The sequence below is a fragment of the Acinetobacter sp. ANC 3813 genome (genome assembly GCF_002135435.1).
GTDB lineage: Bacteria > Pseudomonadota > Gammaproteobacteria > Pseudomonadales > Moraxellaceae > Acinetobacter.
The window spans coordinates 202,795-227,828 of sequence record NZ_NEGK01000003.1 but is presented as its reverse complement, the minus strand read 5'-3'; the positions used below and the strand labels follow the sequence as shown (position 1 = coordinate 227,828).

The window sequence follows — 25,034 nt, the reverse complement described above, 5'->3', positions numbered from 1 at the left end:
TTACTTCTGTGGCTTTAAGAAAAATGAATGATCTTAGTTATAAGGTGCTTATGATCATTCATTGTTCATAAAACGTATATACCTATTCAAGTAGGCAAAAAATCTACTATAAAGAGTGGCGATGGATTCTGGAGAAATTCAGTGCTCTGGCTAATTTGATATAAGGAATAGCTTATAAATGCTGCTGAAATAAAAAGGAACCCAATTGGATTCCTTTTTATTTAAATCATAAATGGTATTAACGCTGCTGAATAACGCCTTGTGCTTTCAGCTGTGCAATTTCGTCTTGCGAAATAAATTGGCTCAAAACAGTATCAGTGTCTTCACCAAGGCAGGGCGGCGCCTTTTTATATTCGACTGGCGTTTTAGACAGCTTAATTGGAGAGCCGATTGAGGTGTAATCTTCCCGCAGAGTATGCGGCATTTTAATCACCATTTCACGGGAGAGTAAGGCTGCTTGAATGGCAATCGCTGAATATAAACCTGTTGTTAAATCAGCAAAGGCTAATCCTGCTTTTTGCGGTCCGCCGCCAGGCAAATCATCTCGCTCACCGGTCACACTCATCATGCCGCCCATACCTTGCACAATAAAGTCATAGCCAGGTTCTGCTGCGCGAGGCCCATTTTGCCCAAAACCTGTAATTGAGCAATACACGATTTTAGGGTTCAGCGTGCTCAGGGTTTCGTAATCTAGGCTGTAACGCTTTAAAGAGCCTGCTTTGTAGTTTTCAATGACGACATCACTTTCAAGCACCAGCTTATGAATCAGCGTTTGACCTGCTGGCGTCGAAATATCCACAGCAACAGAATGTTTGCCGCGATTGGCAGAAAGGTAGTATGCAGATTCATGTGTATCTTCGTTACTGTTGTTTTTGAGCCATGGCGGCCCCCAGATTCGGGTGTCATCGCCATGATCCGGCTTTTCTATTTTAATCACTTCTGCGCCCAGATCAGCCAAAATTTGACTGCACCAAGGGCCGGCTAAAATTCTGCTCAAGTCCAGTATGCGAAAGCCTGTTAACGCACCCATTTCACACTCCGTGTTTTTTGTAATTCGGTATTAAGTCCATTTTAAACATAGCTTAAAAGCGGTAATTTATCAATTATTTGATAATAAATTTCGCAATACAAAATTAATATTCAAAAATTGTTGAATTATCATCCTGTTTTGATTAGTCTCAAACCGCGATATGGGCTTTTAGAAAAGCCTATTTTTATTCAGGATTAGTACAAGCGGAGAATTCATATTGGGATTTAAAAAAGTGTTTATTTCATAAACAAAATTTTCTTCCTAAGGATTGAAAGATAATTTTGAAAAATAACGAATTGACCTAAATAAATGAAATAAGGGAATAATTTACATGACGGATGCATTAACAATTGAGCTGGCGAAAATCAAGCCAGCAACCAAAAATACTCAAAAAATTGCTTTTATCTTCGCATTTCTAGCACTGCTGGTGGATGGCGCGGATATGCTGCTGCTTTCATTCAGTTTAAATAGTTTAAAAGCAGAATTTGGATTGACCAATTTGCAGGCGGGAGCACTAGGCAGTTTTACACTTGCGGGTATGGCCGTGGGCGGTTTTATGGGCGGCTGGGCATGTGATAAGTTAGGCCGAGTAAAGACGGTGGTCATTTCAATATTAGTTTTTTCAATTTTAACTGCAGCCTTAGGCTTTACCCAAAACTTTGAGCAATTTGCAGTACTGCGTTTCCTCTCTGCTTTTGGGATTGGCTCTTTGTATATTGCGGCCAATACACTGATGGCTGAATATGTGCCGACCGAATATAGAACAACGGTATTGGGTACATTACAGGCAGGCTGGACGGTTGGCTATATTGTAGCGACTTTGCTGGCAGGCTGGATCATTCCTGATTATGGCTGGAGAGTTTTATTCTTTGTCGCAATTATTCCTGCAGCTTTAGCGATCTTTATTCAAAAACTGGTGCCAGAGCCAGAGTCATGGCAGCGTGCGCGTTTAATGCAAAAATATGCACCGCAGCAAGCAGTACAAGCAGATGTGAAGAAGAAAAGCACAGTCAAAGAAATTTTTGCTGACTCGCGTAACCGCAAAATGTTTATCCTTTGGATGATCACAGCCGGCTTTCTGCAGTTTGGCTACTATGGCGTAAACAACTGGATGCCCGCGTATTTAGAATCAGAGCTACACATGAACTTTAAAGCGATGGCAGGGTATATGATTGGTACGTATGTGGCGATGATTTTCGGTAAGGTGATTGCTGGCTATGCAGCTGACCGCCTAGGACGCCGTTTTGTTTTTGCCTTTGGCGCAATTGGTACTGCTGTGTTTTTACCTGTGATTGTTTTGTTTAACTCTCCAGATAATATTGCTTACTTACTGATTTTCTTTGGTTTCCTTTATGGCATCCCATACGCAATTAATGCAACCTATATGACAGAAAGCTTTGCAACTTCTATTCGCGGTACGGCGGTGGGCGGTGCTTACAATGCTGGCCGTATTGGTGCAATGTTTGCTCCAGCCATTATTGGCGCGGCGGCGAGCGGCGGTTCTATTGGCCTCGGTTTCTTAATTATGGGCGGCGCTTATTTCTTATGCGGCGCTGTCTCTGGTCTGTTCATTAAAGACAAGCAGTACGATCCGCAAAAGGCAGAATAATCTAAAGCATAATATCTTCAGGCTGGCCCTGATCGCTGATTCGTCAATGGTTAGGGCTTTCTTTTTACAGCGCACAATAAAAGCTTGTTTCACAGCCTATATTGAAAATAAAACGAATTGAAGCATCAGTATTCAAATCTTTATAGTTAATCTAAATCAATTATTTAAATACAATTGATTAAAAATCATTCGCTTGCATCGTCAATATCTTCGATTTTAATCTGCTTGAGTCCATCATTTAATTTATTCAGTAAATGAATCAGTGTAACTGCATCATCAAAGACAAAATTTTGCATGCCCTGACTATAGAACTGAAAAAACTTCATTTGATAATCGTCCCAGCTTTGGTGGCCTAAAGGAGTCAGCGCGACATTCTTTGCGCGTTTGTCATGGCTTGCAGTCACTCGCTGAACGATATCTTCACGTTCCAGTCTTTTCAGTACATTGTCCAAACTCTGCCGGCTAATGCCTAAATATTCGGTTAGATCAGAAAAAGACATGCCGATATTTTTAACATGCGGGCGGGAAAGCGCACCAAGAACAGACCAGTGCACAGGCGAAATGCCTAACTCTTTTAAGCATTGACGGTCTAAGCTATTGCCCACTTGAAACAATCTAAAGAACAGCCGGTTATGGACGGAGTATAAGGACTGATCGTATGGCGGTGTATTTGAACCTTGCATGTATTTCCGTAAGTCTTTGTTCACGTATGGCGCCTATAGTATATCGGCTAGACATATAAACAGAAGAGGGCAGTTTTAGCAGAGCGGTCCATTTGATGAATGAACGCATCTGCTGAGCATTATTTCTGAACTTAAGCACCCTAATGAAGCGATCTATATGTATAGGCTTATTGTATATCCATTATTTTTGCTGAAATTGAGCGGGGCGTTTGGCTAAAAAAGCATATATACCTTCCGCAGCGTCTGCTGTTTGGCTCGCGCCAATAAATAAATCAGCTTCTAAAGCCAGTCCTGTATGAATATCTAAATCTGAGGCACTCTGTACAGCTTTAAGCGCATGCTGCACTGCTGCTGGAAATTGTGCACCAAAGCTGTCTAGGTATTGCAGGCCAGCATTTACGGGATCTTCTGACTCAAAAATGTGCTGCACTAATCCGATTCTGAACGCTTCTTCTGCATTGATGATTTTCCCGCTGAGAATTAATTCAAGTGCTTTAGATTGGCCTATCAGACGTGGCAAACGCTGTGTGCCGCCATATCCAGGAATGAGCCCTAATTTAATCTCTGGCAAGCCTAAACGTGCGGCCGTGCTGCAAATTCGAAATGTGCAAGCCAGTGCCAGTTCCAGACCGCCGCCCAAAGCAGCGCCTTGTATGCAGGCCAGTGTAGGAAAGTTTAATTGATGAATCTGCTGAAATAAGTTTTGACCTTTGCGTATTGTATCCAAATGCCTTTCAGCACTGCGATGCTGAAGCTCGGTGATATCTGCGCCAGCGCAAAAAGCTTGTGTACCATCGCCAGTGAATATTGCTGCACGCAAGCTGCGCTGTGAAATTTTACTCACAATGCTTTCAAGATTGGCAATCATCTCTGTGTTTAAAGCATTTCGAGCTTCAGGACGCTTTAAAGTAATGATTGCAATATTATTTTGATATTTTAATTCTGCGCTCATGCGCTTCGTCCTTGCTGAATATCTATTAAAAAGCATAGATTTTATTGAAAATATGTCAATACATATAAATTAAAAAATTATAAAATATTGTATTTAAAGTAATTATAAAAATGAATTTAAAAATATATGTAATGGTATTGACATAAAATCATTGTATGATTAGTCTAATTTCAGTGGCAGTATAAAAATAATCGCACTGCATTTCTTGAGCAGCCTCGCTATCAGCAGAGGCTTGTAAAACATAGAAAGCAGGCAATTTTAAATAATACATAAGGATGAAAACGGATATGAAAGGCCTCAAGGATAAAGTCATTATTGTAACTGGCGGCGCTGGCGGTATAGGCAGTGCAACATGTAAGCGCTTAGCGCAGGAAGGCGCAAAAGTTGCAGTTTTTGATATGAATACTGATGCTGCGCAAAAGCTGGCTGCAGATATTCAAAAAGCAGGCGGCGTTGCACTGGCAGTACAGTGTGACATTACCAATAAAGACGTCGTTGATCAGGCCATTGCGCAAACAGAAGCTCAGCTGGGTCCAATTGACGGTTTAGTGAATAACGCAGGCTGGGACATCTTTAAGCCATTCATTAAATCTGTTCCAGAAGAGTGGGAAAAACTCATTCAAATCAATTTGGTGGGTATGCTGAACATGCATCATGCGGTGCTTAAAGGTATGGTTGAGCGCAATCAAGGCCGCATCGTGAATATTGCTTCGGACGCTGCGCGTGTGGGTTCTTCTGGTGAAGCGGTCTATGCAGCCTGCAAAGGCGGATTGCTGGCTTTCTCTAAAACGCTGGCGCGTGAACATTCCCGCAATAACATTACTGTCAATGTGATTTGCCCTGGCCCAACCGATACGGCGCTTTTAGCAGGTGTCACCGAAGGCGCATCAAACCCTGAAAAACTTCGTGAAGCATTTACCCGTGCGATCCCGCTCGGCCGTTTAGGGCTGCCAGATGATCTTGCTTCATCGATCGCATTTTTCTTAAGTGATGATGCCAGCTTTATTACAGGACAGGTGCTGAGTGTTTCAGGCGGTTTAACCATGAATGGTTAAGCGTTTTAAACGAGCAGAGTTAAGCAATAGGCAAAGGCTCTGCAGAATGCTCAAACGCTCAAAATGAGATGCAATAAAAGTTAAAAGCAGTTTTCAAGGAAAGGAACAGTTTATGAATTTTGAAGATATTTTATACGAAGTAAAAAATGGCGTGGCATGGATCACAATTAACCGCCCAGAAAAAATGAATGCTTTTCGTGGACAAACCTGCGATGAAATTATCCGTGCCCTCAACAAAGCTGGCTATGACCGTGAAATTGGTGCGATTGTACTGACGGGTGCTGGTGAAAAAGCCTTTTGTACTGGCGGAGATCAATCTGCGCATGACGGCAACTATGATGGACGCGGCACCATTGGCTTGCCAATGGAAGAGCTGCATACTGCGATTCGTGATGTGCCAAAACCAGTGATTGCCCGTGTTCAAGGTTATGCCATTGGCGGCGGCAACGTTCTAGCCACCATTTGCGATTTAACCATTTGCTCTGAAAATGCAATTTTTGGTCAAGTTGGTCCAAAAATGGGTTCAGTCGACCCAGGATTTGGCACTGCATATTTAGCGCGTGTGGTCGGTGAAAAGAAAGCCCGTGAAATTTGGTATTTATGCCGCCGCTATAAAGGTCAAGAAGCTGTTGAGATTGGCCTAGCCAATAAATGTGTACCAGCGGATCAATTAGATGCCGAAGTACAAGCATGGGCAGAAGAAATTTGTGAGCGCAGCCCAACCGCAATTGCGATTGCTAAACGCAGCTTCAATATGGATACCGCTCATCAAGCGGGTATCGCAGGCATGGGCATGTATGCTTTGAAACTGTATTACGATACGGAAGAATCGCGTGAAGGCGTCAATGCGTTTAAAGAAAAGCGTAAACCTGAATTCCGTAAATTTTTTAAGTAAGGAGGAGTGAGCCATGAGTAAAAATCCTTACATCACCGAAGATTTAGAATTTTTAGCGGAAACTGCAGAAAAATTTGCGCAAAAATATATTGCGCCGGGTTTTTTAGAACGTGATCAAAGCCGAATTTTCGACCGTGATTTAGTCAAAAAAATGGGTGAAATGGGCTTTATTGCACCTGAACTGCCAGAGCAATATGGCGGTCAAGGCATGGGTCGATTAGCCGCAGGTGTAATTCATGAAGCCGTTGCTAAAGCAGATTTAAGTTTTTCGTATATTAATTTACTGGCATCGTTAAATGGTCAAATTTTGGCGGAACATGGCGATCCAGAAGTAGTAGAGCCTTGGCTGCGAAAATTAACGGCGGGTGAGGCCATTTTTTCCATTGGTCTCACTGAGCCGCGCGGCGGATCGGATGCAGGGAGTCTGCGTCTTAAAATTGAACGTGATGGCGATGAATATGTTTTAAATGGTGAAAAAACTTCAATTTCAGCTGCCGATCAAGCCGATGCATCGGTTATTTTTGGACGTACAGGCACGATTGAATCTGGTGCGCATGGCGTCACAGCAGTACTTGTCCCTATGGATTTGCCGGGAATCACCACCACACGTTTCGATTGTCATGGTCAGCGTGCGATTGGCCGCGGTTCTATTTTCTTTGATAATGTGCGAGTTCCAGTGAATCACCGTCTAGGTGAAGAAAATAAAGGTTTTGTTCAAGTGATGCAGGGTTTTGACTTTTCCCGTGCATTGATTGGGTTGCAAGTACTGGCGGTTGCACGTGTGTCTTTGGATGAGGCATGGGAATATGCAGCGCAGCGTGAAGCGTTTGGCAAACCGCTGACTGCATTTCAAGGGGTTTCACATCCATTGGCGGATTATGAAACGCAAGTTGAAGCAGCTCGCTTGCTTTGCCTGCAAACCCTCTGGCTGAAAGACAATCACTTGCCGCATACTGCAGAAGCAGGCATGTGCAAATGGTGGGGGCCAAAATTGGCTTATGATGTAATCCATCAATGTCTACTGACCTTCGGTCACGCAGGTTATGACCGCGGCGTGATGGAACAGCGCATGCGTGATGTCTTGGGTTTCCAAATTGGTGATGGTACTGCGCAAATTATGAAAACCATTATTGCCCGTCACAAGGCGGGGCGTAAGGCAGTGCCAGCTTAAATTAATGCAAAAGGTTTGATGTGTCTATTACCGATGTTCAGCTTGGGTAATAGACAAAATTTGAAATAAAAAACAGTTGTGAAACTGGCAATAACGCGGTTTGAAGTAAAACGGTTGGATAACTATAAATTGGAGTTACGGAATGGATTTCGATGCGGTTCTTTTACACCCTCGCAGGGAAAAAATGATTCAAGAAGGTTACTGGTTGAATAAGACCATCCTGCAATCCTTAAATGAAGCGGTGCACCAATATCCCGATAAAATAGCCTTGGTCAGCTACAAAACGGAAACCCGGTCTGAAACTAGCTTTACTTACCGTGAAATGCTGCATACAGCCAATCGAATTGCTTTGGGTTTAAAGCGCCTAGGCGTGCAAAAACAAGATATCGTTTCTTGCCAATTGCCCAATTGGTGGGAATTTACACTGCTGTATATTGCTTGCCGCCGCATTGGTGCTGTACTGAATCCACTCATGCCGATTTTCAGAGAGCGCGAGCTTTCTTTCATGTTGAAACATACTGAAAGCAAAGTATTTATTGTGCCAAAAATCTTCCGTAAATTTGATTATGAAAAACAGGCCAATCAGCTGCAAAACCTCATTCCGAGCCTTGAGCAGGTTGTTGTGATTGGTGGAGAGGGTGAAAACAGCTTTGAAAAATTGCTGCTCAACCATGGCTTAGACAATGATCCGCAAATTCTCAACACTTTAAATGATGTCACGATTACTGCAGACGATATAGCACAGTTGGTCTTTACTTCAGGGACAACGGGTGAACCCAAAGGTGTGATGCATACAGCGAATACATTATTTTCTAATATTGTGCCTTATGCCAAACGGCTGCATTTGGATAAAGATGATGTGATTTTGATGGGATCGCCAATGGCGCATCAAACGGGCTTTATGTATGGCTTAATCATGCCTGTACTGCTCAAAGCCAAAGCCGTGCTCTTGGATGTTTGGGAAGTGAATGCGGCCATTGATTTGATCCATAAGCATCAAGCGACCTTTACCATGGCATCTACGCCATTCTTAAATGATCTGTCTGAGGCGGTTTTAGATACGCATCAATCGCTAGAGAGCTTGAAGTTATTCCTATGCGCAGGTGCGCCGATCCCAAGTGCTTTGGTGCAAAAAGCGCGTCAAAATATGGGCGTTAAAGTGATTTCCGCGTGGGGAATGACGGAGTGCGGCGCCGTGACTATGACCTGTCCAGAAGACGATGATGAGCGTTCATTCAATACGGATGGGCGGCCGCTGCCTGGCGTAGAGGTGAAAATAGTGGGGGATGAGGGCGAAACTTTAGCGCCTATGCAATCTGGCACGTTGATGATCCGCAGCTGCTCAAATTTTGGCGGTTACTTAAAACGTCCACATTTAAATGAAACAGATGCTGAGGATTGGTTTGATACTGGTGATATTGCCTATCAGGATGAGCAGGGCTATATCCGCATTGCAGGACGCAAAAAAGATGTGATTATCCGAGGTGGGGAAAATATACCTGTGGCGGAAGTGGAGTCATTGATTTATCAGCATCCTGAGATTGCGACAGTCGCTTTAGTGCCATATCCGGATGAACGCATGGGGGAAAGAGCGTGCGCCGTGGTGAAACTAAAAAATCCAGAACATGAACTGACACTGCCATCGCTATTGGCATTTTTAAAAACCCATCAATTGGCCAATCAATATTTACCAGAACGCTTAGAAGTTTGGGATGAACTTCCAATGACGCCGTCAGGTAAAATTCAAAAATTTAAAATTCGTGAATTATTGAAAAACGATTAAATACAGAGGCGTATTTAACTTACCAAAATTTAAACAGATCCATTTGATAAACATCATTTTATGAGTTTATCAATGGCTTTGTTCGGCCTGAAAAAACAGTAGGTATACCCAATTACGCATTTGGGGCATAAAAGGACTTTAATAATGAAAAAAAATGTACGATTTTTTGCTAAAAGCACATTAACACTCTCCATGCTGGTGCTTACATCGCTTACGCATGCAGAGATGAGCTTGGAACAGCAAGTTGCGAAGTTGCAGCAGCAAGTTCAAGCCTTGCAGGAATTGGTGCAGCAACAGCAAAAAGCCAATGAACAAAAATTGAATGAACAGACCATGGCATCTGTACCTGCAAGGGTTGAAAGCGCGGCACCGCAAAAAACGGCTGCACCTGTTATGCAGCATACGACAAAGGGCGGTGCTGAGTTTGAGTTATACGGCAATGTGCGCGCGGACATGAGTTATCAAATGAAAGGTCCAAGCACCATGTATAACTTAATCAGCGCCGTGCCGCTTGAAGGATCGGCAGAAGAGCGTAAAAATTCAGATAAATTCCAAAGCACTTTAAATGCCACACGTTTCGGCTTCAATTTTAAAACCCCTCAGCTAGGAGAGCATGCTGTTGGCGGTAAAGTGGAAATGGACTTTTTTGGCGGATCTGGCCGCGATACTTTCCGTATTCGTCATGCTTATATGACCTATGATCAATGGTTATTGGGTCAAACTTGGTCGAACTTCAATGCGATTGAATATTACCCTGAAACGGTTGATGCCTCACTTTCTGTCGGCGGGTCACTCACACGTGTGCCGCAAATCAAATACTCGGTTCCGGTAAATTCCAACTTGAATTTGGCCTTTAGTTTGGAAGACTCTAAAGCTGAAACCGTAACGCGTACAGGAACGCAGGACTTTACAACGGATCCAGATGCAAAATTAAAACTGCCTTCAGCAACTGGACGGTTAAATTATAAATTTGATAATGGTTCAGCACTTTCAGGCCGAGCTTTTGTTACGCAAAAAGCAACTAATCATGCAGGCAATGATGATTTCTTGGCATGGGGTGTAGCGCTAGGCGGCAAATATCAAGCTGCGGAAAATACTTTAATTCGTGTTGACTATAACCATATTAAAGGCGATACCAAAAACTTGCTCTGGTCTAATATGGCCTATGTTTTTGATGATAATAACAAAATGCGCGCCAATCAGTTTGATGCAGTCACTGTGGGTTTAACCCAAAAATTAACACCTAAAATCCGTTCCACTTTAGGTTTTGGCTACATGAAAGCAGATGATAATAATGCCTTTTCGCGGCTCGTACATAATGATGAAACCCAAAATGCAGAGCTTAAAGAAGGCTGGATTAACCTATTCTACAATCCAGTAAAACCAGTCAATTTTGGACTGGAATATATGTATGGTGAGCGTAAAACATTTAATGATAAAAAAGGGATTGATAACCGAGTCAATTTCACAGCAATTTATGATTTTTAAACAAGAATCGATGTAAATTGAATAACGATGCACTCCAAGCAGAACGCACAATGTTCTGCTTTTTATTTGTAGGAAAACTATGGATATTCGTTTTAAACCACGCGATTTATGGTCATAAAAAAATCATAATGCTTATAAATACTGAATGATTAACCCCGTGCATTGATCAGAACGACAGATAGGATGACTGCAGTGAGCTGATCTTGCTGGAGGCATATTTATATTGATGTAAGCAGTAATTGTTTGCCAAGGCTGCAGTTATGGCATTACATGGTTTTCAATTAAATGAATTAATTGGCTTTTGTTCTTTTTACGGTAACTGATATACAGCGGGACTTTTAAATAAATATTTTCCGTGAGGCAGTTTAAATGCTCTAAGAGATGCTGTGGCACAATTGACCAACATGTAATCGATTTAAAAATATTTAAAAACTGGAATAAATTGGAGGTCACAATGCGCTTTTCCACATCTATATTGGACTGGCGGATATAGTGATTGGCTTGTTCATTGACAATCGGATCTTCAAAAGGAGAAAAAGCAAGATAAGGTGTTTTGGATAAATTGCCTTTGTTGCTGGTTTTATTCATGACCAAATACAGGTCTTCTTCTTTAATGAGTTTACTCACATAATCAATTTCTTTGACCGAAAACCGAGAAAAGGTGACATCAATTTTAAAGTTCTTGAGGTCATGAATATTGTTCATACAGCTGTCACTGTTTAGCTCTAAAGCAATATTATGATGCTCCAAATAGGCGCAAATATCCGATAAGAAAAAATGTTCTGCAGCAGAATTCATTCCAATTTTGATTTTCTGCTCAGCATTATTGACTACCTGTTTGGCAATAGTCACGGCTTTGGTGGCACTGGCAAGGGTTTCATAAGCATACTTTAAAAACTCTTCTCCTGCAGCGGTAAGGCAGACTTTGCGTTTATCTCGTTCGAATAGAAGTACTCCAACTTCATCTTCAAGATCTTTAATTTGCTTACTCAAAGAGGGCTGCACAATGCATAAACGTGTGGCGGCTTTGGTAAAGTTCAGCTCTTCTGCGACGGCAATAAAATACCGCATATGTCTTAGTTCCATTAAAGATTCCTTTTTTAACATGAACTTAGCTTGTTATGGTTTTAAACTATTTTATTAGCTCTAATAAATATAATTTACTATAGAACGAGCGTTCTATAAATAGATAGCTTAAAAAATAGAAATAATCAATCACAAAAGGGAGCATGTGATGAAAGGTTTTTCGAAGCTTAGCTATATTGCCATCGAGGCTAAAAACCTAGATCAATGGAAAGAGTTTGCACAATGCCTAGGTTTGCACATAGATGCCAGCACTGTTGGGGGCGTTAAATCTGCGTACCAATGAAAAAGTCTATTCATTGAAAGTTGTGCAGGGTGATGCTGATGATGTTGTAGCATTGGGTTGGGAGTTTCAGCATCCGCAAGATTTACAGAATTATGTTGCTGGTTTGCAGGCAAAAAATTATGCCATAGCAGAAAATAGCGATTTGGCTGCGGACCGCCACGTGCAGCGTTTATTTGCTCTTGCAGATTTAAATAATATCAGCCATGAGTTTATCTATGGCCTAGCAGATACGGATGCAGCACTAGCAGCGAATACCACAGAGTTTATGACTGAAAATGGTATTGGTCATGCCTTGGTCTGTGCACAGAACAAAGCAGATAGCCTGAAATTTTATCAAGACTTGGGCTTAGGCATTACCGATACGATTTTGGAAGAAGTCATGCCGGGTATGGTCATTGATGCAACCTTTATGCATGTGAATGGACGACACCATTCTTTTGCCTTTGCGCCAATGCCGCCGGGCTCAAAAAAAGTCCACCATATTATGCTAGAGTGCCTTTCAATAGATGATGTTGGCCGCGCTTACGAAAATTGCATTCAGCATAAAGACAATATTGTGCTGGATTTTGGCAAGCATCCAAACGATGAAGTATTTTCTTTTTATGTGAATACACCGTCAGGCTTTGCCATTGAAATTGGTACAGGCGGCAAGAAAATCAATTTTGAAAATTGGATCCCTGAAAGCTTTGAAAAATTAAGTGCATGGGGGCATAAACCTAAACTTTAACAGTTATGACGATTCTAATGAGCGAAAAACAAAAGACTGAACTGAAGGCTAAACAAAGACTGAGAAATATTCCAGATCCAGACAAAATTTTGAAAATGACCTATGAGTTAATGTCAATCAATGGATATTCTGGAACGACGATTTCCATGATTTGTGAAAAAAGCGGTTATCCTCCAGCCTCAATTTACTGGCACTTTGGCAATAAAAAAAATCTTTTGTTAGCCGCATTAGAATTTGGCATCAAGCAAACTTTAGGGCGCATGGATGTCCAAAATTTGAATCAGGATGATTATGACGCTGCGATTCTGATCGCCGATGTCGAGTTTTTCGGCGAACCGCCTTTAATCTACCGAATGATGTTTCTCATCGGCTTAGAAAATAATGGTGAAGATCAGGAGTTGGCGGACTTTATTTATAAAGTCAGGGAATATGCCCGCACAATCATGCGAGAACAAATTAAATTCTATGCACATAAAAAGGAAAAAACACTCAGCTTAGATATACAGGAATCGATAGCGGATATGGTGCTGATCATGGCAGACGGCATCATCTTATCCACTCAGTTAGAGCCAGGAAAAATCCAGATTGCGCAAATAACTGAGATGTTTAATTCCGCGATTCAGGGGCTGATTGATAAATATGGTTAAAAAAATTGGGAAATCATATGGAAACGAATTATGGCGAATCTGCTTTTGCAGAAACTTCGGATGGAACAGTTGTACATTATCACCAATGGGGTGAAGGTCCATATTTAGTCTGGTTGCATGGCGGTGGTCCAGGTGCAACAGGGCTAAGCAATTATGCAAAAAATATTTCTGCTTTTGCCAATTACACAAATATAGTGATTGATATGCCGCGTTATGGTTTATCGAGTAAACCAGTCATTAACGGTTCTTTACCGACCATTTTGGCAAAATATTTAATTGAAGCACTGGAATCAATTGGTGTCAAAAAAGCCAGTTTTATTGGTAATTCTTTGGGCGGCGCAGTATCTATTTCAATACATGATTTAAAGCCTGAGCTGGTAGAAAAATTAATTCTAATGGCGCCAGGCGGTATGCAAAATTCAGAGTTACCTTTATCTGACCCGCTTAAATTGATGCTTCAGGCAATTGCGGGACATCCAAGCAAAGAAAATATTTATCAGTTCTTGGAGCATTTGGTTTTTGATAAAAAAATGCTGACAGAGGAAACCAAAGAAGCACGCTATTTGGCGGCTATGGACCCTGAGCTGATTGAAAGCGCGAAGCAATCAAAGTTTCATGCTGAATCTTTAAGACCAGCACTGGCAAAAATTAAATCACCTACTTTGGTGCTTTGGGGGCGTGAAGATGAAGTTTTGCCGCTCAAAGATGCCTTTGATTCTTTTAACTATATAGAAAACTGTGAGGTGCGGATTATCAGTCAGTGCGGCCATTGGGTGCAGGTGGAACACCCAGAGTTTTTTAATAACGCAGTAAAAGAATTTTTAGCTTAAGTCGACATTTTAAAGGATTAAAATGCTATGAAATATGATGCTGATGTAGCAATTGTAGGATATGGGCCTTCTGGCGTAGTGGCAGCAAATTTGCTGGGCCAATATGGCATTAAATGTATTGTGCTGGAAAAAGATAAAGACATTTATGCACGTGCACGCGCCGTGACAGTAAATGACTGGACAATGCGCTGTTTTCAAGCCATGGGTTTGGATCAGGAATTAGCCAAAACCATGGATGAAATGGCAGGGCTGCGCTGGGTTACTTATGATGGCAATGAAATTTTACGCTTAACATTTCCAGACAGCATGATGGGACGTCATCCTTCCACGTATTCAATATACCAGCCAGCAATGGAAAAAATATTGAGAGATGGTGTAGACCGCTATAAGGACAATATTGAAATCCGTTATGAAACAATGTTCAGCGATATACAGGAAGTTGATGCTGGTGTTGAGGTCCGTTATAAAAACTTAAAAACAGATCAAGACGAAAGTATTAATGTTCAATACGTCTTAGGCTGTGATGGCGGCTCAAGCTTAGTACGTGAAAAACTCGGCATTAAGCTGGTCGGAGATACTGTTAATACACGTTGGGTGGTGATTGATGCGCGTGTTAAACGTTGGTGGAAAAATCGCCATTTGCTGACTTTCTGGTCGGATAAAAAATTCCCAGTGGTGGATATTGCATTGGCGCTTGGGAACCATCGCTGGGAAATCCCATTAGATGAAGACCAGTCCTTAGATGACTTCCAGACACATGAACAGTTGTGGCCAATTTTGAATGAGCTGGGTGTGACAGATAAAGAAGTCGAAATTCATCAGCATGCATTCTATCGCCACCATGTGCGTCATGCAGAGAAATGGTCAGAAGGCAGAACGTATCTCTTGGGTGATGCTGCACATATGATGCCGCCTTGGGCAGGTTCTGGCATGCAGTCAGGCATCCGTGATGCTTTTAACTTATGCTGGAAGTTAAAACGGGTGCTCAATGGCGACGTATCTGCAGACATTCTAAGCAGCTATGAAGTAGAACGCGCACCTGATGTTGCTTTCTATACCGATGTCTCAGTGAAGTTAGGCCAAATTATTAAACAGGAGCTGTCTCAAGAAGAGTTGTCACATATTGTGCCAATGCTGGAAAAAGAACGTCCAATGTTCCGAGTGCCAGAGTTGAATGAAGGCTGGTTGCTGCAAAAAGCAGAGCAGAATCCAGCAGTCGGTAAGATTTTGCCACAGCCGATGGTAACCAATTCACAAGGTAAACTGGCTTATCTGGATGATTTGCTAGAGGATAATTTTGTTGCTATTGGCAATAAAAAAGATCCGCGTCAGATCATGACTGCCGAAGAACAGCAATCATGGGAAAAGCTGAATCTGAAATATTATACGCTGATGGATGTCGATGCCGATGGCAAAGGCTATGACGATATTATTGACATCAAAGGCAGTTTAATTGAATGGATGACGCAGCATAATGCAGATGTCGTGATTGTACGTCCAGATAAATTTATTATGGCAGCAAATCATAACCTTGCGTTTAATGCATAGATTTAATAAAAAAAATTATTGTATTTTAAATTAAAATAATTTCACTATTTAAAAGGAGCTGAGGTTCCTTTTATTAATTGTAATTAAAAAGTTATCATAGTTATAAAATATATCATTATGGTTTTTTAATTTTAAATTTGTTAATAATTTAACTTATTAATTTTCTAAAGTATGATTAATATTCAAATTGTATTGAAATGGAAGTTCAATGTATAAAAATATTATGTTGCTCATGCTGTCAGGGTTGTCTTGCTCTGCATTTGCCTTAGAAAATGGTGTCTCTATTTATAAGCATGGTGTTGAAAGCTTCTTGGGCGGTGCAGTGCCGCCGCCGGGTGTACACTCACTGGTTTATGCAAATTATTATAATGCAGATCAATTAAATGATGGAAATGGTGATAACCGAAATATTCCTGGTTTTGAAGTAAGTGCTGTAGCTCTTGCACCGCGGGTAATTTGGGTCTCAGAGCAAAAGCTATTTGGCGGTAATATGGTGCTGGGTGCAATTTTGCCTTTGGTGCGTATGGACAGCAAAATGATGGGGCAAATTGAGCGTAAAGAAGGCTTAGGCGATGCAATTTTAGAAGCCGCATTGGGCTATCATCACTCGCCAAATTTGCATACTGCAGTCGCGCTGGAAATGTATTTCCCGACAGGTGATTACGATAAAAATGATTTTGCGAATATTGGTACTAATCGTTATGCAGTGGAACCATTATATGCCTTATCTTTTATTAATGGTCGCTACAGTGCAGATTTTAAGGCGGGATATATTTTTAATGGTGAAAATAAAGATACAGATTATAAAAGCGGTGATGAATTTCATTTTGATTATGCGCTGGGTTTGAATTTTGGTAGTTATACTTTAGGTGTTGGCGGGTATTATCATCAGCAGATTCAAGAGGATGAAGTGAATGGTGTGAGTCTTGAAAATAGTAAAACACGCGGTTTTTCAATTGGCCCAAATGTGAAATATCAAGTGGGTGATTGGTTTGCGACTTTTAAGTACGAAAAAGAAATTATCGCGGAAAATAAAACCAAAGGTGATTCAGTCTGGCTAAAAGTGATTATGCCTTTCTAATTTACTTCTTGTACAAATCAAATATTAATGAGCATTCGGTTTATACTGAATGCTCTTTTTTTAGTATCAGAAATGTTGTTCCGCAGGTGAGCAAGCATTTATGTAAACAGTTTCTTAAATCTCTTGCGGGGGCATGCTTCGCATCGCTACGAGAGAAGCAACTTTTCTTTATTTATTGAAAAATTAATTCTGAATGTTTTTGATTTTTGGCAAGAGATCAAATTGATCCTAATAAAACTCATTTTTTTAATGAGTTTTATTTTTTACTGATGAAATAAGCGAAAAAGCAGATTAAACAACTGCCATTGAAAATACTGCCGAAGCAATATTTTTTCCTGCTTGCTGATACAGCTTGGCTGATGCAAAGACCATTTTACTCCCAGCTTTGTCTAATTCAGCTTCTACAAAATACTGTCCAGCAGGCGCCGCACGCAGATAATTGATCGATAAATTTGTAGTCACGACAACTTTATCTGGCTCAGTATTTAATAGACCAATATAAGCTGCGCCAAAATCCAGCATTGCGGAAACAATACCGCCTTGAATGACGCCATTGCCTTGGGTAAACATGCGGCTGATCGTAAATTTTAAAATTATTTTATGCAGTGAAATTTTTTCAATATGCAGCTGCATTGCCTCACCTAAAGGGTTTCCTGCAAAATGCGAATTTATTGTTTCACCATTTAATAATTTATTTAGAAAAATTTTATCTGCATGGGTGTCAGTACTCATGTGTTCCAGTCCTTGGCCAAAATTCGTTTCAAATGCATAAAATCTTCTTCACCTAAAAGCTGACTCAGCTGCTGCTCTAGGCTCGCCAAATCCCTGATTGCAGATTTAGACATGATTTTGCCTTGTTCAGTAAAAATTACTAATTTAATGCGCTTATTTTTTTCATCGTCAATTAGTTCGACATAGCCTAATTCTTTGGCTTCCATCAGCAATTTGTGTACGGCCTGACGTGAAATCACCATCTTGCGTGCCAGATCCGAAATAGAAACAGGCTTCTGCCGCATATGACCAAAAAGACGTGTTAATGCAGGCGTAAGATGCCCATAGCCCGCTTTAACCGCGCTGTCATGGATTTGGCTTTCAATCCAGTCATATTTTAAACCCAGCAGCTGTCGTAAATAGGGATGTGTGATGTTCATAAGACATTTAATTTTTTGAGTTATTCATAGCAGAAATCTTAGCTTAAAAAATAATTATGTCAATGTGGTTGACAATTATTAGAACACTGCATAGGATGATTAATGTCAACTAAGTTGATGTTTAATTAAAGAGATATGCAAAAGAAAAACTTAAGGATAAGTGGATGACACAGTATCAAGCGCCAATTGATGATGCGAAATTTTTAATTGAAGGTGTGATTGGCTTAGATCGCACTGCAAAAATTCGCCAGCGCGATGACATCAGCCCTGAATTGGTGGATATGCTGCTGCAGGAAGCTGGGAAATTCTCAAGTGAAATATTGGCGCCGCTGAATCATTCGGGCGACCGTGAAGGTTGCCGCTGGGAAAATGGCACTGTATTTACCCCTAAAGGTTTTAAACAGGCCTATCAACAGTATGTAGATGCAGGCTGGAATGGTATCCGATGTGAAGAAGAGTTTGGCGGACAAAATCTGCCGCATTTATTGGCCATAGCCATTGAAGAAATGATTACCTCTGCAAACTTGTCATTTGCACTCAGTCCAGCCTTAAATATGGGGGCAATTGAGGCGTTGAGCTTTGGCGCTTCTGAAGAATTAAAACAGACGTATTTAGCCAAAATGGTGTCAGGCGAGTGGGCAGGCACTATGAATTTGACAGAGCCGCAAGCAGGTTCAGATCTAGCGAATATCCGCACCAAAGCTGTTCCACAAGATGATCATTATTTAATTTCTGGTCAGAAAATATTTATCACCTATGGTGAGCATGATTTCACCGACAACATTATTCATTTGGTTTTAGCCCGTACACCGACTGCACCTGCTGGGGTAAAAGGCATTTCATTATTTGTTGTACCTAAATGTTTAGTCAATGCTGACGGCAGCTTAGGTGCACGCAATGATGTGCAGTGTGTATCTATTGAGCACAAATTGGGAATTCATGGCAGTCCAACTTGTGTCATGAGCTATGGTGATAATGGCGGTGCAGTAGGCTATTTGGTTGGAGAAGAAAACCGCGGACTGGAATATATGTTCGTGATGATGAATTTATCGCGTCTAAATTCGGGTATGCAAGGCCCAGCCTTGGGCGAACGAGCTTATCAGCAAGCCGTGGACTATGCCAAAACCCGCGTGCAGGGTGGACGAAATGCCGCAGGTGAAAAGCTGCCGATTATTGAATATCCAGATGTCAAACGCATGCTGCTGAGCATGAAAGCGCAAAATGAAGCGATGCGTGCCTTGGTCTATGCTGCAGCTGAAATGCTGGATGGAAGTTTAAGTCACAATGCAGACCCATCACTTTCAGCCTTGCCAGAACTGCTGACTCCAATTGTGAAAGGCTGGTGTACAGAAGTTGGGCAGGAAGTGACTTACTTAGGTATACAAGTGCATGGCGGCATGGGCTTTATTGAAGAAACTGGTGTTGCACAGCATTATCGAGATGCACGAATTATTACCATTTATGAAGGTACTACCGCGATTCAAGCCAATGATTTGCTGATGCGTAAAATTTACCGAGATAAAGGTGAAATCTTTAGACAGCTGTTGGCCTTAATGCAAAAGACAGAAGACCAGCTGGCTCAAATTCCCGAATTGCAGAGTATTTACCGACCTTATGCGCAAGGTGTGGAACGTTTAGAGCAGGCATTAACAGATATGCTTAGCCTGGAGCTGAATGAAAAGCTGGCGGTCGCTGTACCATTCCTAATGCTTGCGGGCTATACCGCAGGTGCATGGATGATGGCGCGTAGTGCAATTGTGGCTCATGAAAAACTGCAAAATAGCCCAGCGAATAGTGTGTTTTATCAAACTAAGATTCAGACTGCTGAATTTTATATGCATGGCATTTTAAGCAAGGGCATTTATTTTTCCGCGCTTCTGCAAAGCGGAGCTGCATGTATTGCATCATTTGAAAGCCAAGCACTATAAGGATAATCAGATCATGCCATATCAATATTTAAACGATCATATTGCCTTAGTTGAAATGTCGAATGGGCCAATGCATGTGCTGAATCAGGTACAGCGTCAGCAACTATTTGATGCTTTGTTGGCAGCAGAACAAGATGACCAAGTACAGGCAGTCATTATTTCTGGTAAAGATGGTGTATTTTCTGTCGGTGGTGATTTAACAGAATTTGCAGCAGGACAAGCCTTTGCTTATCCGCATTTGACACAAGATTTATTTTACTTGATTGAAAATTATCAGAAACCTATCGTAGCGTGCTTGCAAGGTTTTGTGTTGGGCGGTGGTTTGGAATTAGCCATGGCTTGCCATGCCCGTGTTGCAGATGCGAAATGTAAAATTGGCTTGCCTGAAACAAAATTAGGTCTGATTCCGGGCGGTGAAGGTACGCAACGTTTACCGCGTGCAGTGGGTTTAGAGCGTAGTATGTCAATGATGCTGTCAGCAGAATTAAGTAATGCAGACTCATTCAAAGACACATTGCTGCTGCAGGCTATAGCGGATCAAAATGTATTGGATGAAGCGCTTAAGCTGGCAGAACAATTGATCCAAGACAGCCAAAGCATTGTCCGTTTATCACAAGTGAAATTGGATCAGCTCAGCGCAGCACCGTTGCTGGAATTTGCCAAACTACAGCTGCGTGCTTATCCGCATAATAATCCTGCTTTAGAAAAAGTGTTGGATGCTGTCGCTGTTGGCATTCACAAAGGTTTTGCACAAGGCTGTGAGCAAGAAGCCCAGCTTTTTGCACAAGTATTGTATTCAAAAGAATCTGAAGCATTGCGCCATATCTTTTTTGCTGAAAAATCAGCACAGAAATTGCCAAAGCTAGCACCAGACGCGCCCAAAATTCAGCGTGCTGCAGTGATTGGTGCAGGCTTCATGGGGCAAGGAATTGCTGCCTGCTTAAACAGTGCTGGAATTAAAACCTATGTATTTGATATCAATACAGAGGCAGCACAAAAAGCGGTAGATAAAATAGCAGTTTCCAAAGGTGCTAAAGCTGAAAAAATCCATGTTTTAAATGGCCTTGAAAATGCAAGTGATATGGATTTGGTGATTGAGGCTGTCAGTGAAAATTTAGCGCTGAAACAATCTATTTTTAAAAGCTTGGGTGAACACTGTCCAGCATCGGTTATTTTGGCCAGCAATACCTCTAGCTTAGATTTAAATCAGATTGCTTCGGTCACGGCTCATCCAGAACGTGTATTAGGCCTGCATTTCTTTGGCCCTGTACAGTACATGAAATTGCTGGAAGTGATTCAGGGTGCTCAAACAGCGGATGCCGTTTTGGCGCATGCCAAACATTTAGCGCAGCGTATTCGAAAAATACCTGTTGTATCGCAAGTTGGACCAGGCTTTATTGGCAAACGTATTTTTGATGCTTATTTATCACAAGCTTTGGCTTTAGCTTCTACAGGTGTTTCACCTGAGCAGATTGACCGTGCTATGCGCAGCTGGGGCATGAAAATGGGGCCATTCCAAGTGATGGATCTCATTGGCAATGATTTACTGCTTAGTTCATGGAACGGCAAATTTAATGGTGCAGGCATACGGCTTTTGCAAAAGCTCGTTGATGCCCAGCTTTTTGGCCAAAAAACACAGCAGGGATGGTACAGCTATGAAGCTAAAAATAGCCATTTCAATTTAGACAGCTTGTCTGAGCTTTCAAATCAAGCATTTAAAATCAAATTGCCTGCAGAACAGATTGCGCAGCGCCTAATCTTAAGTTTGTATCTTGAAGGATTAGATGTGCTAAATGATGAGATTGCTTCCACTAAAGCAGATATCGATTTGGTTTTTGTACATGGTTATGGTTTCCCAGCAGGACGCGGTGGGCCAATGCATTACATCGAACAGCATTTTTCGGATGCTTTGATTCAGCGTCAAATTCGAATGTTGGCCTCTGACCAAGCTGATTCATTTTGGCAGAAGCATGTGAAAACCCAAGCACTAGAAAAAATTGCTTAAGAATTTAAGGATAATAAAATGAAAAAAGCAGTCATTGTTTCTACTGCACGGACACCGTTCACAAAATCTTGGAAAGGATCTTTCAACACAACACATACCGCAACACTGGCAGGCCATGTCATACAGGCGGCAGTTGAACGTGCAGGCATTGAAGGTGCCTTGGTAGAAGATGTAGTTTTGGGCTGTGCGAATCCGGAAGCGGCCAACGGTTTTAACCTTGCTCGTATGGCGGCGCTACGAGCAGGTTTGCCAGCAAGTACTAGCGGCGTAACGGTGAATCGTTTTTGCAGCAGTGGTTTACAGGCCATTGCACAAAGTGCGCACCGCATTATGCTGGGTGAAAGTGAAATTTTAGTCGCTGGTGGTGCTGAGTCTATTTCATGTGTACAAAACCAGCTCAATATGCACATGTCTCAGGAAGTATGACTAAAAGCCAATAAACCAGAAATTTACTGGAATATGCTGCAAACTGCAGAGACAGTGGCAAAGCGTTATCAAGTCAGTAAATCCGAACAGGATGCTTATGGCGCATTGAGCCAGCAGCGAGCGGAAAAGGCCTGTGTAGAAGGACTGTTTCAGCAGGAAATTGCACCGATTAAGATCAGCCGTACATTGTTTGATCGGGCTTCGGGAAGCATTCAAACTGAAACTGCAGAAGTGTCTTTAGATGAAGGCATTCGCGTAGGCACAACGCTGGAAGATGTTATTAAAATCCGTACAGCAATGCCGAAAGGGACGGTGAGTGCGGGGAATGCCAGTCAATTCTCTGATGGTGCATCTGCTTGCGTATTAATGTCTGAAGATGAAGCTACGCGTAAAAATCTGCAGCCTTTAGGCGCTTTTAGAGCCTTTGCTGTAAGTGGCTGTGAGCCTGATGAAATGGGCATTGGTCCAGTCTATGCCATTCCAAAACTGCTGAAACAGCAGGGCCTGACTGTAGATGATATTGATTTGTGGGAAATTAACGAAGCCTTTGCTGTACAAGTGCTGTATTGTCAGCAAAAGTTGGGCATACCCATGGAAAAATTAAATGTGAATGGCGGGGCCATTGCTTTGGGTCATCCTTATGGTGCCAGCGGTTCGCGCTTAACAGGCCATCTGCTGATTGAAGGGCAACGCCGTAAAGCCAAATTAGGTGTAGTCAGCATGTGCATTGGCGGCGGTCAAGGGGCTGCAGCATTGTTTGAAATTTACTAATTAGATCAATATTTAAAAAATCAAAAGGAAATCAAAATGGATGTGATTGACTTTAATGCATTGCGTGAAGCGCATGCAGCTCAGGCGATTCAAAACACAATGATGAATGTGCCGCTGCGGGTAACTGATTTAATTAAACGCGCAGAACTGATCTTTCCAAACCGTAAAATTATTTCACGCATTGGGCCGAATCAAACAGAGACTTTGACCTATCGCGAATTAGCGCATCAGGCAAAAAGTATTGCTGGCGGTTTAAAAGCACTAAATATTCCATCGGGTACCCGTGTTGCAACGCTGATGTGGAGTCATGCTGCGCACTTAGCCTGTTACTACGCTATACCAGCAGTAGATGCCATATTGCATCCGTTAAATTTACGTCTAACGCCAGAAGAGCTGGCTTATATTATTGCTGATGCAGGTGACAGTATTTTAATTGTTGATGAAGATCTGATTCCGCTGCTGAAAAAGATTGAACAGCTGGTGAAGATTCCAACCATTATTGTGAATGGTCAGCATGCTGATTACCCATTGACTTTGCAGCAGTTAAAAAATGCTGAGCCATTAGAGGATTGGCCTTCTGGAGCATTTGATGAAAATGCAGCGGTTGGCATTTGCTATACATCGGGGACGACTGGTCGCCCTAAAGGTGTGGTGTACTCACATCGTTCCACTGTGCTGCATGCATTAAGCTGCTCGCTGCAAAGCGGTTTTGGTTTTAGCAGCAATGATACTTTGCTGACTTTAACGCCCCTGTTTCATGTTAATGCATGGGGTATTCCATATTCAGGCACCATGCTGGGCATTAACCAAATATTGCCGGGTGCGCGAATTAACATGACCGAAGTTCTGGATTTGGCCGTGCAGCATCAAGCGACGGCTATTCTTGGAGTGCCAACTTTCTGGACTGAAATTTTAGACCTATTGGAAACTCAGCCTGAGCGCTGGCATTTTGATTACCGCATGCGTATTCATTCTGGCGGTTCTCAAGCAACGGATGATATGTTCTACCGTTTCGAAAAGCTGAATATGTCACTGCAAAATGGCTGGGGCATGACGGAATGTTCACCGATTGCAAGTCAGACTTGGCTGCAGCAAGAACATTTTCAGTTGCCTGAAGCAGAACAGTTTGAAATTAAAACCAGCAATGGCTTGCCTATTCCTTTGGTGGATATGCGCATTATGGGTCATGACGGAACAGCACAGGCATGGGATGGCGAAAGCTGTGGTGAGCTGCAAGTACGCTCTGCGTGGATTACACAAAATTATCTTTCTTGGGAGCAAACCATTAGCGCATGTTCGGAAGATGGCTGGCTGCTCACAGGGGATATTGCAACCATCCGTCCAGATGGCTATATCCGCATTGTTGACCGAATGAAAGATCTGATTAAGTCAGGCGGCGAGTGGATCAGCTCTGTCGATATGGAGAACCGTTTATGCAGTCATCATCAAATTTCTGAAGCTGCAGTGATTGCTATACCTGATGCAAAATGGGGCGAACGTCCAATGGTGGTACTAGTCAGTCAGAGTGGATTGAGTGAGAAGGATGTCAAAAGCTATTTGGCGCAGTTCTATGAGAAGTGGATGTTACCTGAGAGCATCGTGATTACAGGCAGCTTGCCCAAAACATCTACAGGGAAACTCGATAAAAAATTGCTGCGTGTGCAGTATCAGCCGAGTACAGTGGCTTAATTTGCTTCGGCAACCCACAGCTGAATAGGTTCCGTTTATGCGGCAGCTGAAAGGATATCAGTACGCTGATTAAAGCAGAATCTTAAAATCTTTATTCAACTCTCACTTTTCAGCGAAGTTCATCTTCGCTGAGGGGAAAACTTTTACTGAAAAAAGCTGAACACAGGAATTTGTTCAGACTTCTTATTAAAAATGC

At 42.0% G+C, this 25,034-nt stretch carries 20 protein-coding genes and 1 pseudogene; 15 read left to right on the top strand and 6 right to left on the bottom strand.

Features of this window, described 5'->3' with window-relative positions:
- Positions 1 to 238: 238 nt before the first annotated feature.
- Positions 239 to 1,030 (bottom strand): CaiB/BaiF CoA transferase family protein, encoded by a 792-nt coding sequence (locus B9T34_RS05980; RefSeq protein WP_086212254.1) that lies wholly within the window; start codon positions 1,028 to 1,030, stop codon positions 239 to 241.
- A gap of 331 nt (positions 1,031 to 1,361) precedes the next feature.
- Between B9T34_RS05980 and B9T34_RS05975 the strand changes: the two genes are divergently transcribed.
- Positions 1,362 to 2,639: an MFS transporter gene (locus tag B9T34_RS05975; RefSeq protein ID WP_086212253.1), complete on the top strand. Its 1,278-nt coding sequence runs from the start codon at positions 1,362 to 1,364 to the stop codon at positions 2,637 to 2,639.
- 185 nt (positions 2,640 to 2,824) lie between these two features.
- Here the strand turns inward: B9T34_RS05975 and B9T34_RS05970 are convergent, their stop codons facing one another.
- Together B9T34_RS05970 and B9T34_RS05965 are read right to left on the bottom strand one after the other, a co-directional pair.
- A complete protein-coding gene (locus tag B9T34_RS05970) occupies positions 2,825 to 3,322 on the bottom strand; it encodes a MarR family winged helix-turn-helix transcriptional regulator (RefSeq protein WP_086212252.1) in 498 nt (165 codons plus the stop codon).
- 181 nt (positions 3,323 to 3,503) lie between these two features.
- Positions 3,504 to 4,274: an enoyl-CoA hydratase/isomerase family protein gene (locus B9T34_RS05965; protein ID WP_086212251.1), complete on the bottom strand. Its 771-nt coding sequence runs from the start codon at positions 4,272 to 4,274 to the stop codon at positions 3,504 to 3,506.
- Positions 4,275 to 4,561: 287 nt separating this feature from the next.
- Between B9T34_RS05965 and badH the strand changes: the two genes are divergently transcribed.
- From badH to B9T34_RS05940, 5 genes are all read left to right on the top strand, one after another.
- Positions 4,562 to 5,329 (top strand): 2-hydroxycyclohexanecarboxyl-CoA dehydrogenase, encoded by a 768-nt coding sequence (gene badH / locus B9T34_RS05960; RefSeq protein ID WP_086212440.1) that lies wholly within the window; start codon positions 4,562 to 4,564, stop codon positions 5,327 to 5,329.
- A 112-nt stretch (positions 5,330 to 5,441) separates the two neighbouring features.
- Entirely contained in the window at positions 5,442 to 6,224 is a 783-nt protein-coding gene (badI, locus tag B9T34_RS05955) for a 2-ketocyclohexanecarboxyl-CoA hydrolase (RefSeq protein WP_086212250.1), read from the top strand.
- 13 nt (positions 6,225 to 6,237) lie between these two features.
- The gene (gene aliB / locus B9T34_RS05950; protein ID WP_086212249.1) at positions 6,238 to 7,395 is read left to right on the top strand and encodes a cyclohexanecarboxyl-CoA dehydrogenase; all 1,158 of its coding nucleotides are present in this window, start codon (positions 6,238 to 6,240) and stop codon (positions 7,393 to 7,395) included.
- Between the two features lie 142 nt (positions 7,396 to 7,537).
- Complete coding sequence (gene aliA / locus B9T34_RS05945; RefSeq protein ID WP_086212248.1) at positions 7,538 to 9,178, top strand: cyclohexanecarboxylate-CoA ligase; 1,641 nt, start codon at positions 7,538 to 7,540, stop codon at positions 9,176 to 9,178.
- Positions 9,179 to 9,322: 144 nt separating this feature from the next.
- On the top strand, positions 9,323 to 10,666 hold the full coding sequence (locus B9T34_RS05940) for a DcaP family trimeric outer membrane transporter (RefSeq protein ID WP_086212247.1): 1,344 nt from the start codon (positions 9,323 to 9,325) through the stop codon (positions 10,664 to 10,666).
- A gap of 258 nt (positions 10,667 to 10,924) precedes the next feature.
- On the opposite strand, the gene B9T34_RS19170 is transcribed toward B9T34_RS05940, so the two are convergent.
- Positions 10,925 to 11,752 (bottom strand): LysR family transcriptional regulator, encoded by an 828-nt coding sequence (locus tag B9T34_RS19170; RefSeq protein ID WP_171265134.1) that lies wholly within the window; start codon positions 11,750 to 11,752, stop codon positions 10,925 to 10,927.
- Between the two features lie 242 nt (positions 11,753 to 11,994).
- Here B9T34_RS19170 and B9T34_RS05930 point away from each other — a divergent pair, with 242 nt between their 5' ends.
- The 5 genes from B9T34_RS05930 to B9T34_RS05910 all read left to right on the top strand — a co-directional run bounded on the left by B9T34_RS05930 (position 11,995) and on the right by B9T34_RS05910 (position 16,868).
- Positions 11,995 to 12,762, top strand: coding sequence for a VOC family protein (locus B9T34_RS05930; protein ID WP_086212245.1), 768 nt, complete (start codon positions 11,995 to 11,997; stop codon positions 12,760 to 12,762).
- 17 nt (positions 12,763 to 12,779) lie between these two features.
- Positions 12,780 to 13,409: a TetR/AcrR family transcriptional regulator gene (locus B9T34_RS05925; RefSeq protein ID WP_171265133.1), complete on the top strand. Its 630-nt coding sequence runs from the start codon at positions 12,780 to 12,782 to the stop codon at positions 13,407 to 13,409.
- Between the two features lie 17 nt (positions 13,410 to 13,426).
- On the top strand, positions 13,427 to 14,239 hold the full coding sequence (locus B9T34_RS05920) for an alpha/beta fold hydrolase (RefSeq protein ID WP_086212243.1): 813 nt from the start codon (positions 13,427 to 13,429) through the stop codon (positions 14,237 to 14,239).
- A gap of 27 nt (positions 14,240 to 14,266) precedes the next feature.
- Positions 14,267 to 15,787 (top strand): bifunctional 3-(3-hydroxy-phenyl)propionate/3-hydroxycinnamic acid hydroxylase, encoded by a 1,521-nt coding sequence (locus B9T34_RS05915; protein ID WP_086212242.1) that lies wholly within the window; start codon positions 14,267 to 14,269, stop codon positions 15,785 to 15,787.
- 208 nt (positions 15,788 to 15,995) lie between these two features.
- Positions 15,996 to 16,868 carry a SphA family protein gene (locus B9T34_RS05910; RefSeq protein ID WP_086212241.1) on the top strand — a complete coding sequence of 291 codons (873 nt, stop codon included), beginning with the start codon at positions 15,996 to 15,998 and terminating at the stop codon, positions 16,866 to 16,868.
- 291 nt (positions 16,869 to 17,159) lie between these two features.
- On the opposite strand, the gene B9T34_RS05905 is transcribed toward B9T34_RS05910, so the two are convergent.
- Together B9T34_RS05905 and B9T34_RS05900 are read right to left on the bottom strand one after the other, a co-directional pair.
- Positions 17,160 to 17,600, bottom strand: a complete 441-nt coding sequence (locus tag B9T34_RS05905; RefSeq protein ID WP_086212240.1) for a PaaI family thioesterase — start codon at positions 17,598 to 17,600, stop codon at positions 17,160 to 17,162.
- Positions 17,597 to 18,019, bottom strand: coding sequence for a MarR family winged helix-turn-helix transcriptional regulator (locus B9T34_RS05900; protein WP_086212239.1), 423 nt, complete (start codon positions 18,017 to 18,019; stop codon positions 17,597 to 17,599). The genes B9T34_RS05905 and B9T34_RS05900 overlap by 4 nt, the downstream gene beginning before the upstream one ends.
- Positions 18,020 to 18,183: 164 nt before the next feature.
- Here B9T34_RS05900 and B9T34_RS05895 point away from each other — a divergent pair, with 164 nt between their 5' ends.
- The 4 genes and pseudogenes from B9T34_RS05895 to B9T34_RS05880 all read left to right on the top strand — a co-directional run bounded on the left by B9T34_RS05895 (position 18,184) and on the right by B9T34_RS05880 (position 24,838).
- Positions 18,184 to 19,947, top strand: coding sequence for an acyl-CoA dehydrogenase family protein (locus B9T34_RS05895; protein ID WP_086212238.1), 1,764 nt, complete (start codon positions 18,184 to 18,186; stop codon positions 19,945 to 19,947).
- Between the two features lie 13 nt (positions 19,948 to 19,960).
- On the top strand, positions 19,961 to 21,952 hold the full coding sequence (locus B9T34_RS05890; protein ID WP_086212237.1) for a 3-hydroxyacyl-CoA dehydrogenase NAD-binding domain-containing protein: 1,992 nt from the start codon (positions 19,961 to 19,963) through the stop codon (positions 21,950 to 21,952).
- A gap of 18 nt (positions 21,953 to 21,970) precedes the next feature.
- Positions 21,971 to 23,149, top strand: a pseudogene (locus B9T34_RS05885) (acetyl-CoA C-acyltransferase).
- Between the two features lie 36 nt (positions 23,150 to 23,185).
- Positions 23,186 to 24,838 (top strand): long-chain-fatty-acid--CoA ligase, encoded by a 1,653-nt coding sequence (locus tag B9T34_RS05880; RefSeq protein WP_086212236.1) that lies wholly within the window; start codon positions 23,186 to 23,188, stop codon positions 24,836 to 24,838.
- Positions 24,839 to 25,034 lie beyond the last annotated feature (196 nt).

What these genes read in the sequence shown, in the direction of transcription:
- B9T34_RS05980 (WP_086212254.1), bottom strand. Translation starts at nt 1,030, where the DNA reads ATGGGTGCGTTAACAGGCTTTCGCATACTGGACTTGAGCAGAATTTTA.
- B9T34_RS05975 (WP_086212253.1), top strand. Translation starts at nt 1,362, where the DNA reads ATGACGGATGCATTAACAATTGAGCTGGCGAAAATCAAGCCAGCAACC.
- B9T34_RS05970 (WP_086212252.1), bottom strand. Translation starts at nt 3,322, where the DNA reads ATGCAAGGTTCAAATACACCGCCATACGATCAGTCCTTATACTCCGTC.
- B9T34_RS05965 (WP_086212251.1), bottom strand. Translation starts at nt 4,274, where the DNA reads ATGAGCGCAGAATTAAAATATCAAAATAATATTGCAATCATTACTTTA.
- badH (WP_086212440.1), top strand. Translation starts at nt 4,562, where the DNA reads ATGAAAGGCCTCAAGGATAAAGTCATTATTGTAACTGGCGGCGCTGGC.
- badI (WP_086212250.1), top strand. Translation starts at nt 5,442, where the DNA reads ATGAATTTTGAAGATATTTTATACGAAGTAAAAAATGGCGTGGCATGG.
- aliB (WP_086212249.1), top strand. Translation starts at nt 6,238, where the DNA reads ATGAGTAAAAATCCTTACATCACCGAAGATTTAGAATTTTTAGCGGAA.
- aliA (WP_086212248.1), top strand. Translation starts at nt 7,538, where the DNA reads ATGGATTTCGATGCGGTTCTTTTACACCCTCGCAGGGAAAAAATGATT.
- B9T34_RS05940 (WP_086212247.1), top strand. Translation starts at nt 9,323, where the DNA reads ATGAAAAAAAATGTACGATTTTTTGCTAAAAGCACATTAACACTCTCC.
- B9T34_RS19170 (WP_171265134.1), bottom strand. Translation starts at nt 11,752, where the DNA reads ATGGAACTAAGACATATGCGGTATTTTATTGCCGTCGCAGAAGAGCTG.
- B9T34_RS05930 (WP_086212245.1), top strand. Translation starts at nt 11,995, where the DNA reads ATGCCAGCACTGTTGGGGGCGTTAAATCTGCGTACCAATGAAAAAGTC.
- B9T34_RS05925 (WP_171265133.1), top strand. Translation starts at nt 12,780, where the DNA reads ATGAGCGAAAAACAAAAGACTGAACTGAAGGCTAAACAAAGACTGAGA.
- B9T34_RS05920 (WP_086212243.1), top strand. Translation starts at nt 13,427, where the DNA reads ATGGAAACGAATTATGGCGAATCTGCTTTTGCAGAAACTTCGGATGGA.
- B9T34_RS05915 (WP_086212242.1), top strand. Translation starts at nt 14,267, where the DNA reads ATGAAATATGATGCTGATGTAGCAATTGTAGGATATGGGCCTTCTGGC.
- B9T34_RS05910 (WP_086212241.1), top strand. Translation starts at nt 15,996, where the DNA reads ATGTATAAAAATATTATGTTGCTCATGCTGTCAGGGTTGTCTTGCTCT.
- B9T34_RS05905 (WP_086212240.1), bottom strand. Translation starts at nt 17,600, where the DNA reads ATGAGTACTGACACCCATGCAGATAAAATTTTTCTAAATAAATTATTA.
- B9T34_RS05900 (WP_086212239.1), bottom strand. Translation starts at nt 18,019, where the DNA reads ATGAACATCACACATCCCTATTTACGACAGCTGCTGGGTTTAAAATAT.
- B9T34_RS05895 (WP_086212238.1), top strand. Translation starts at nt 18,184, where the DNA reads ATGACACAGTATCAAGCGCCAATTGATGATGCGAAATTTTTAATTGAA.
- B9T34_RS05890 (WP_086212237.1), top strand. Translation starts at nt 19,961, where the DNA reads ATGCCATATCAATATTTAAACGATCATATTGCCTTAGTTGAAATGTCG.
- B9T34_RS05880 (WP_086212236.1), top strand. Translation starts at nt 23,186, where the DNA reads ATGGATGTGATTGACTTTAATGCATTGCGTGAAGCGCATGCAGCTCAG.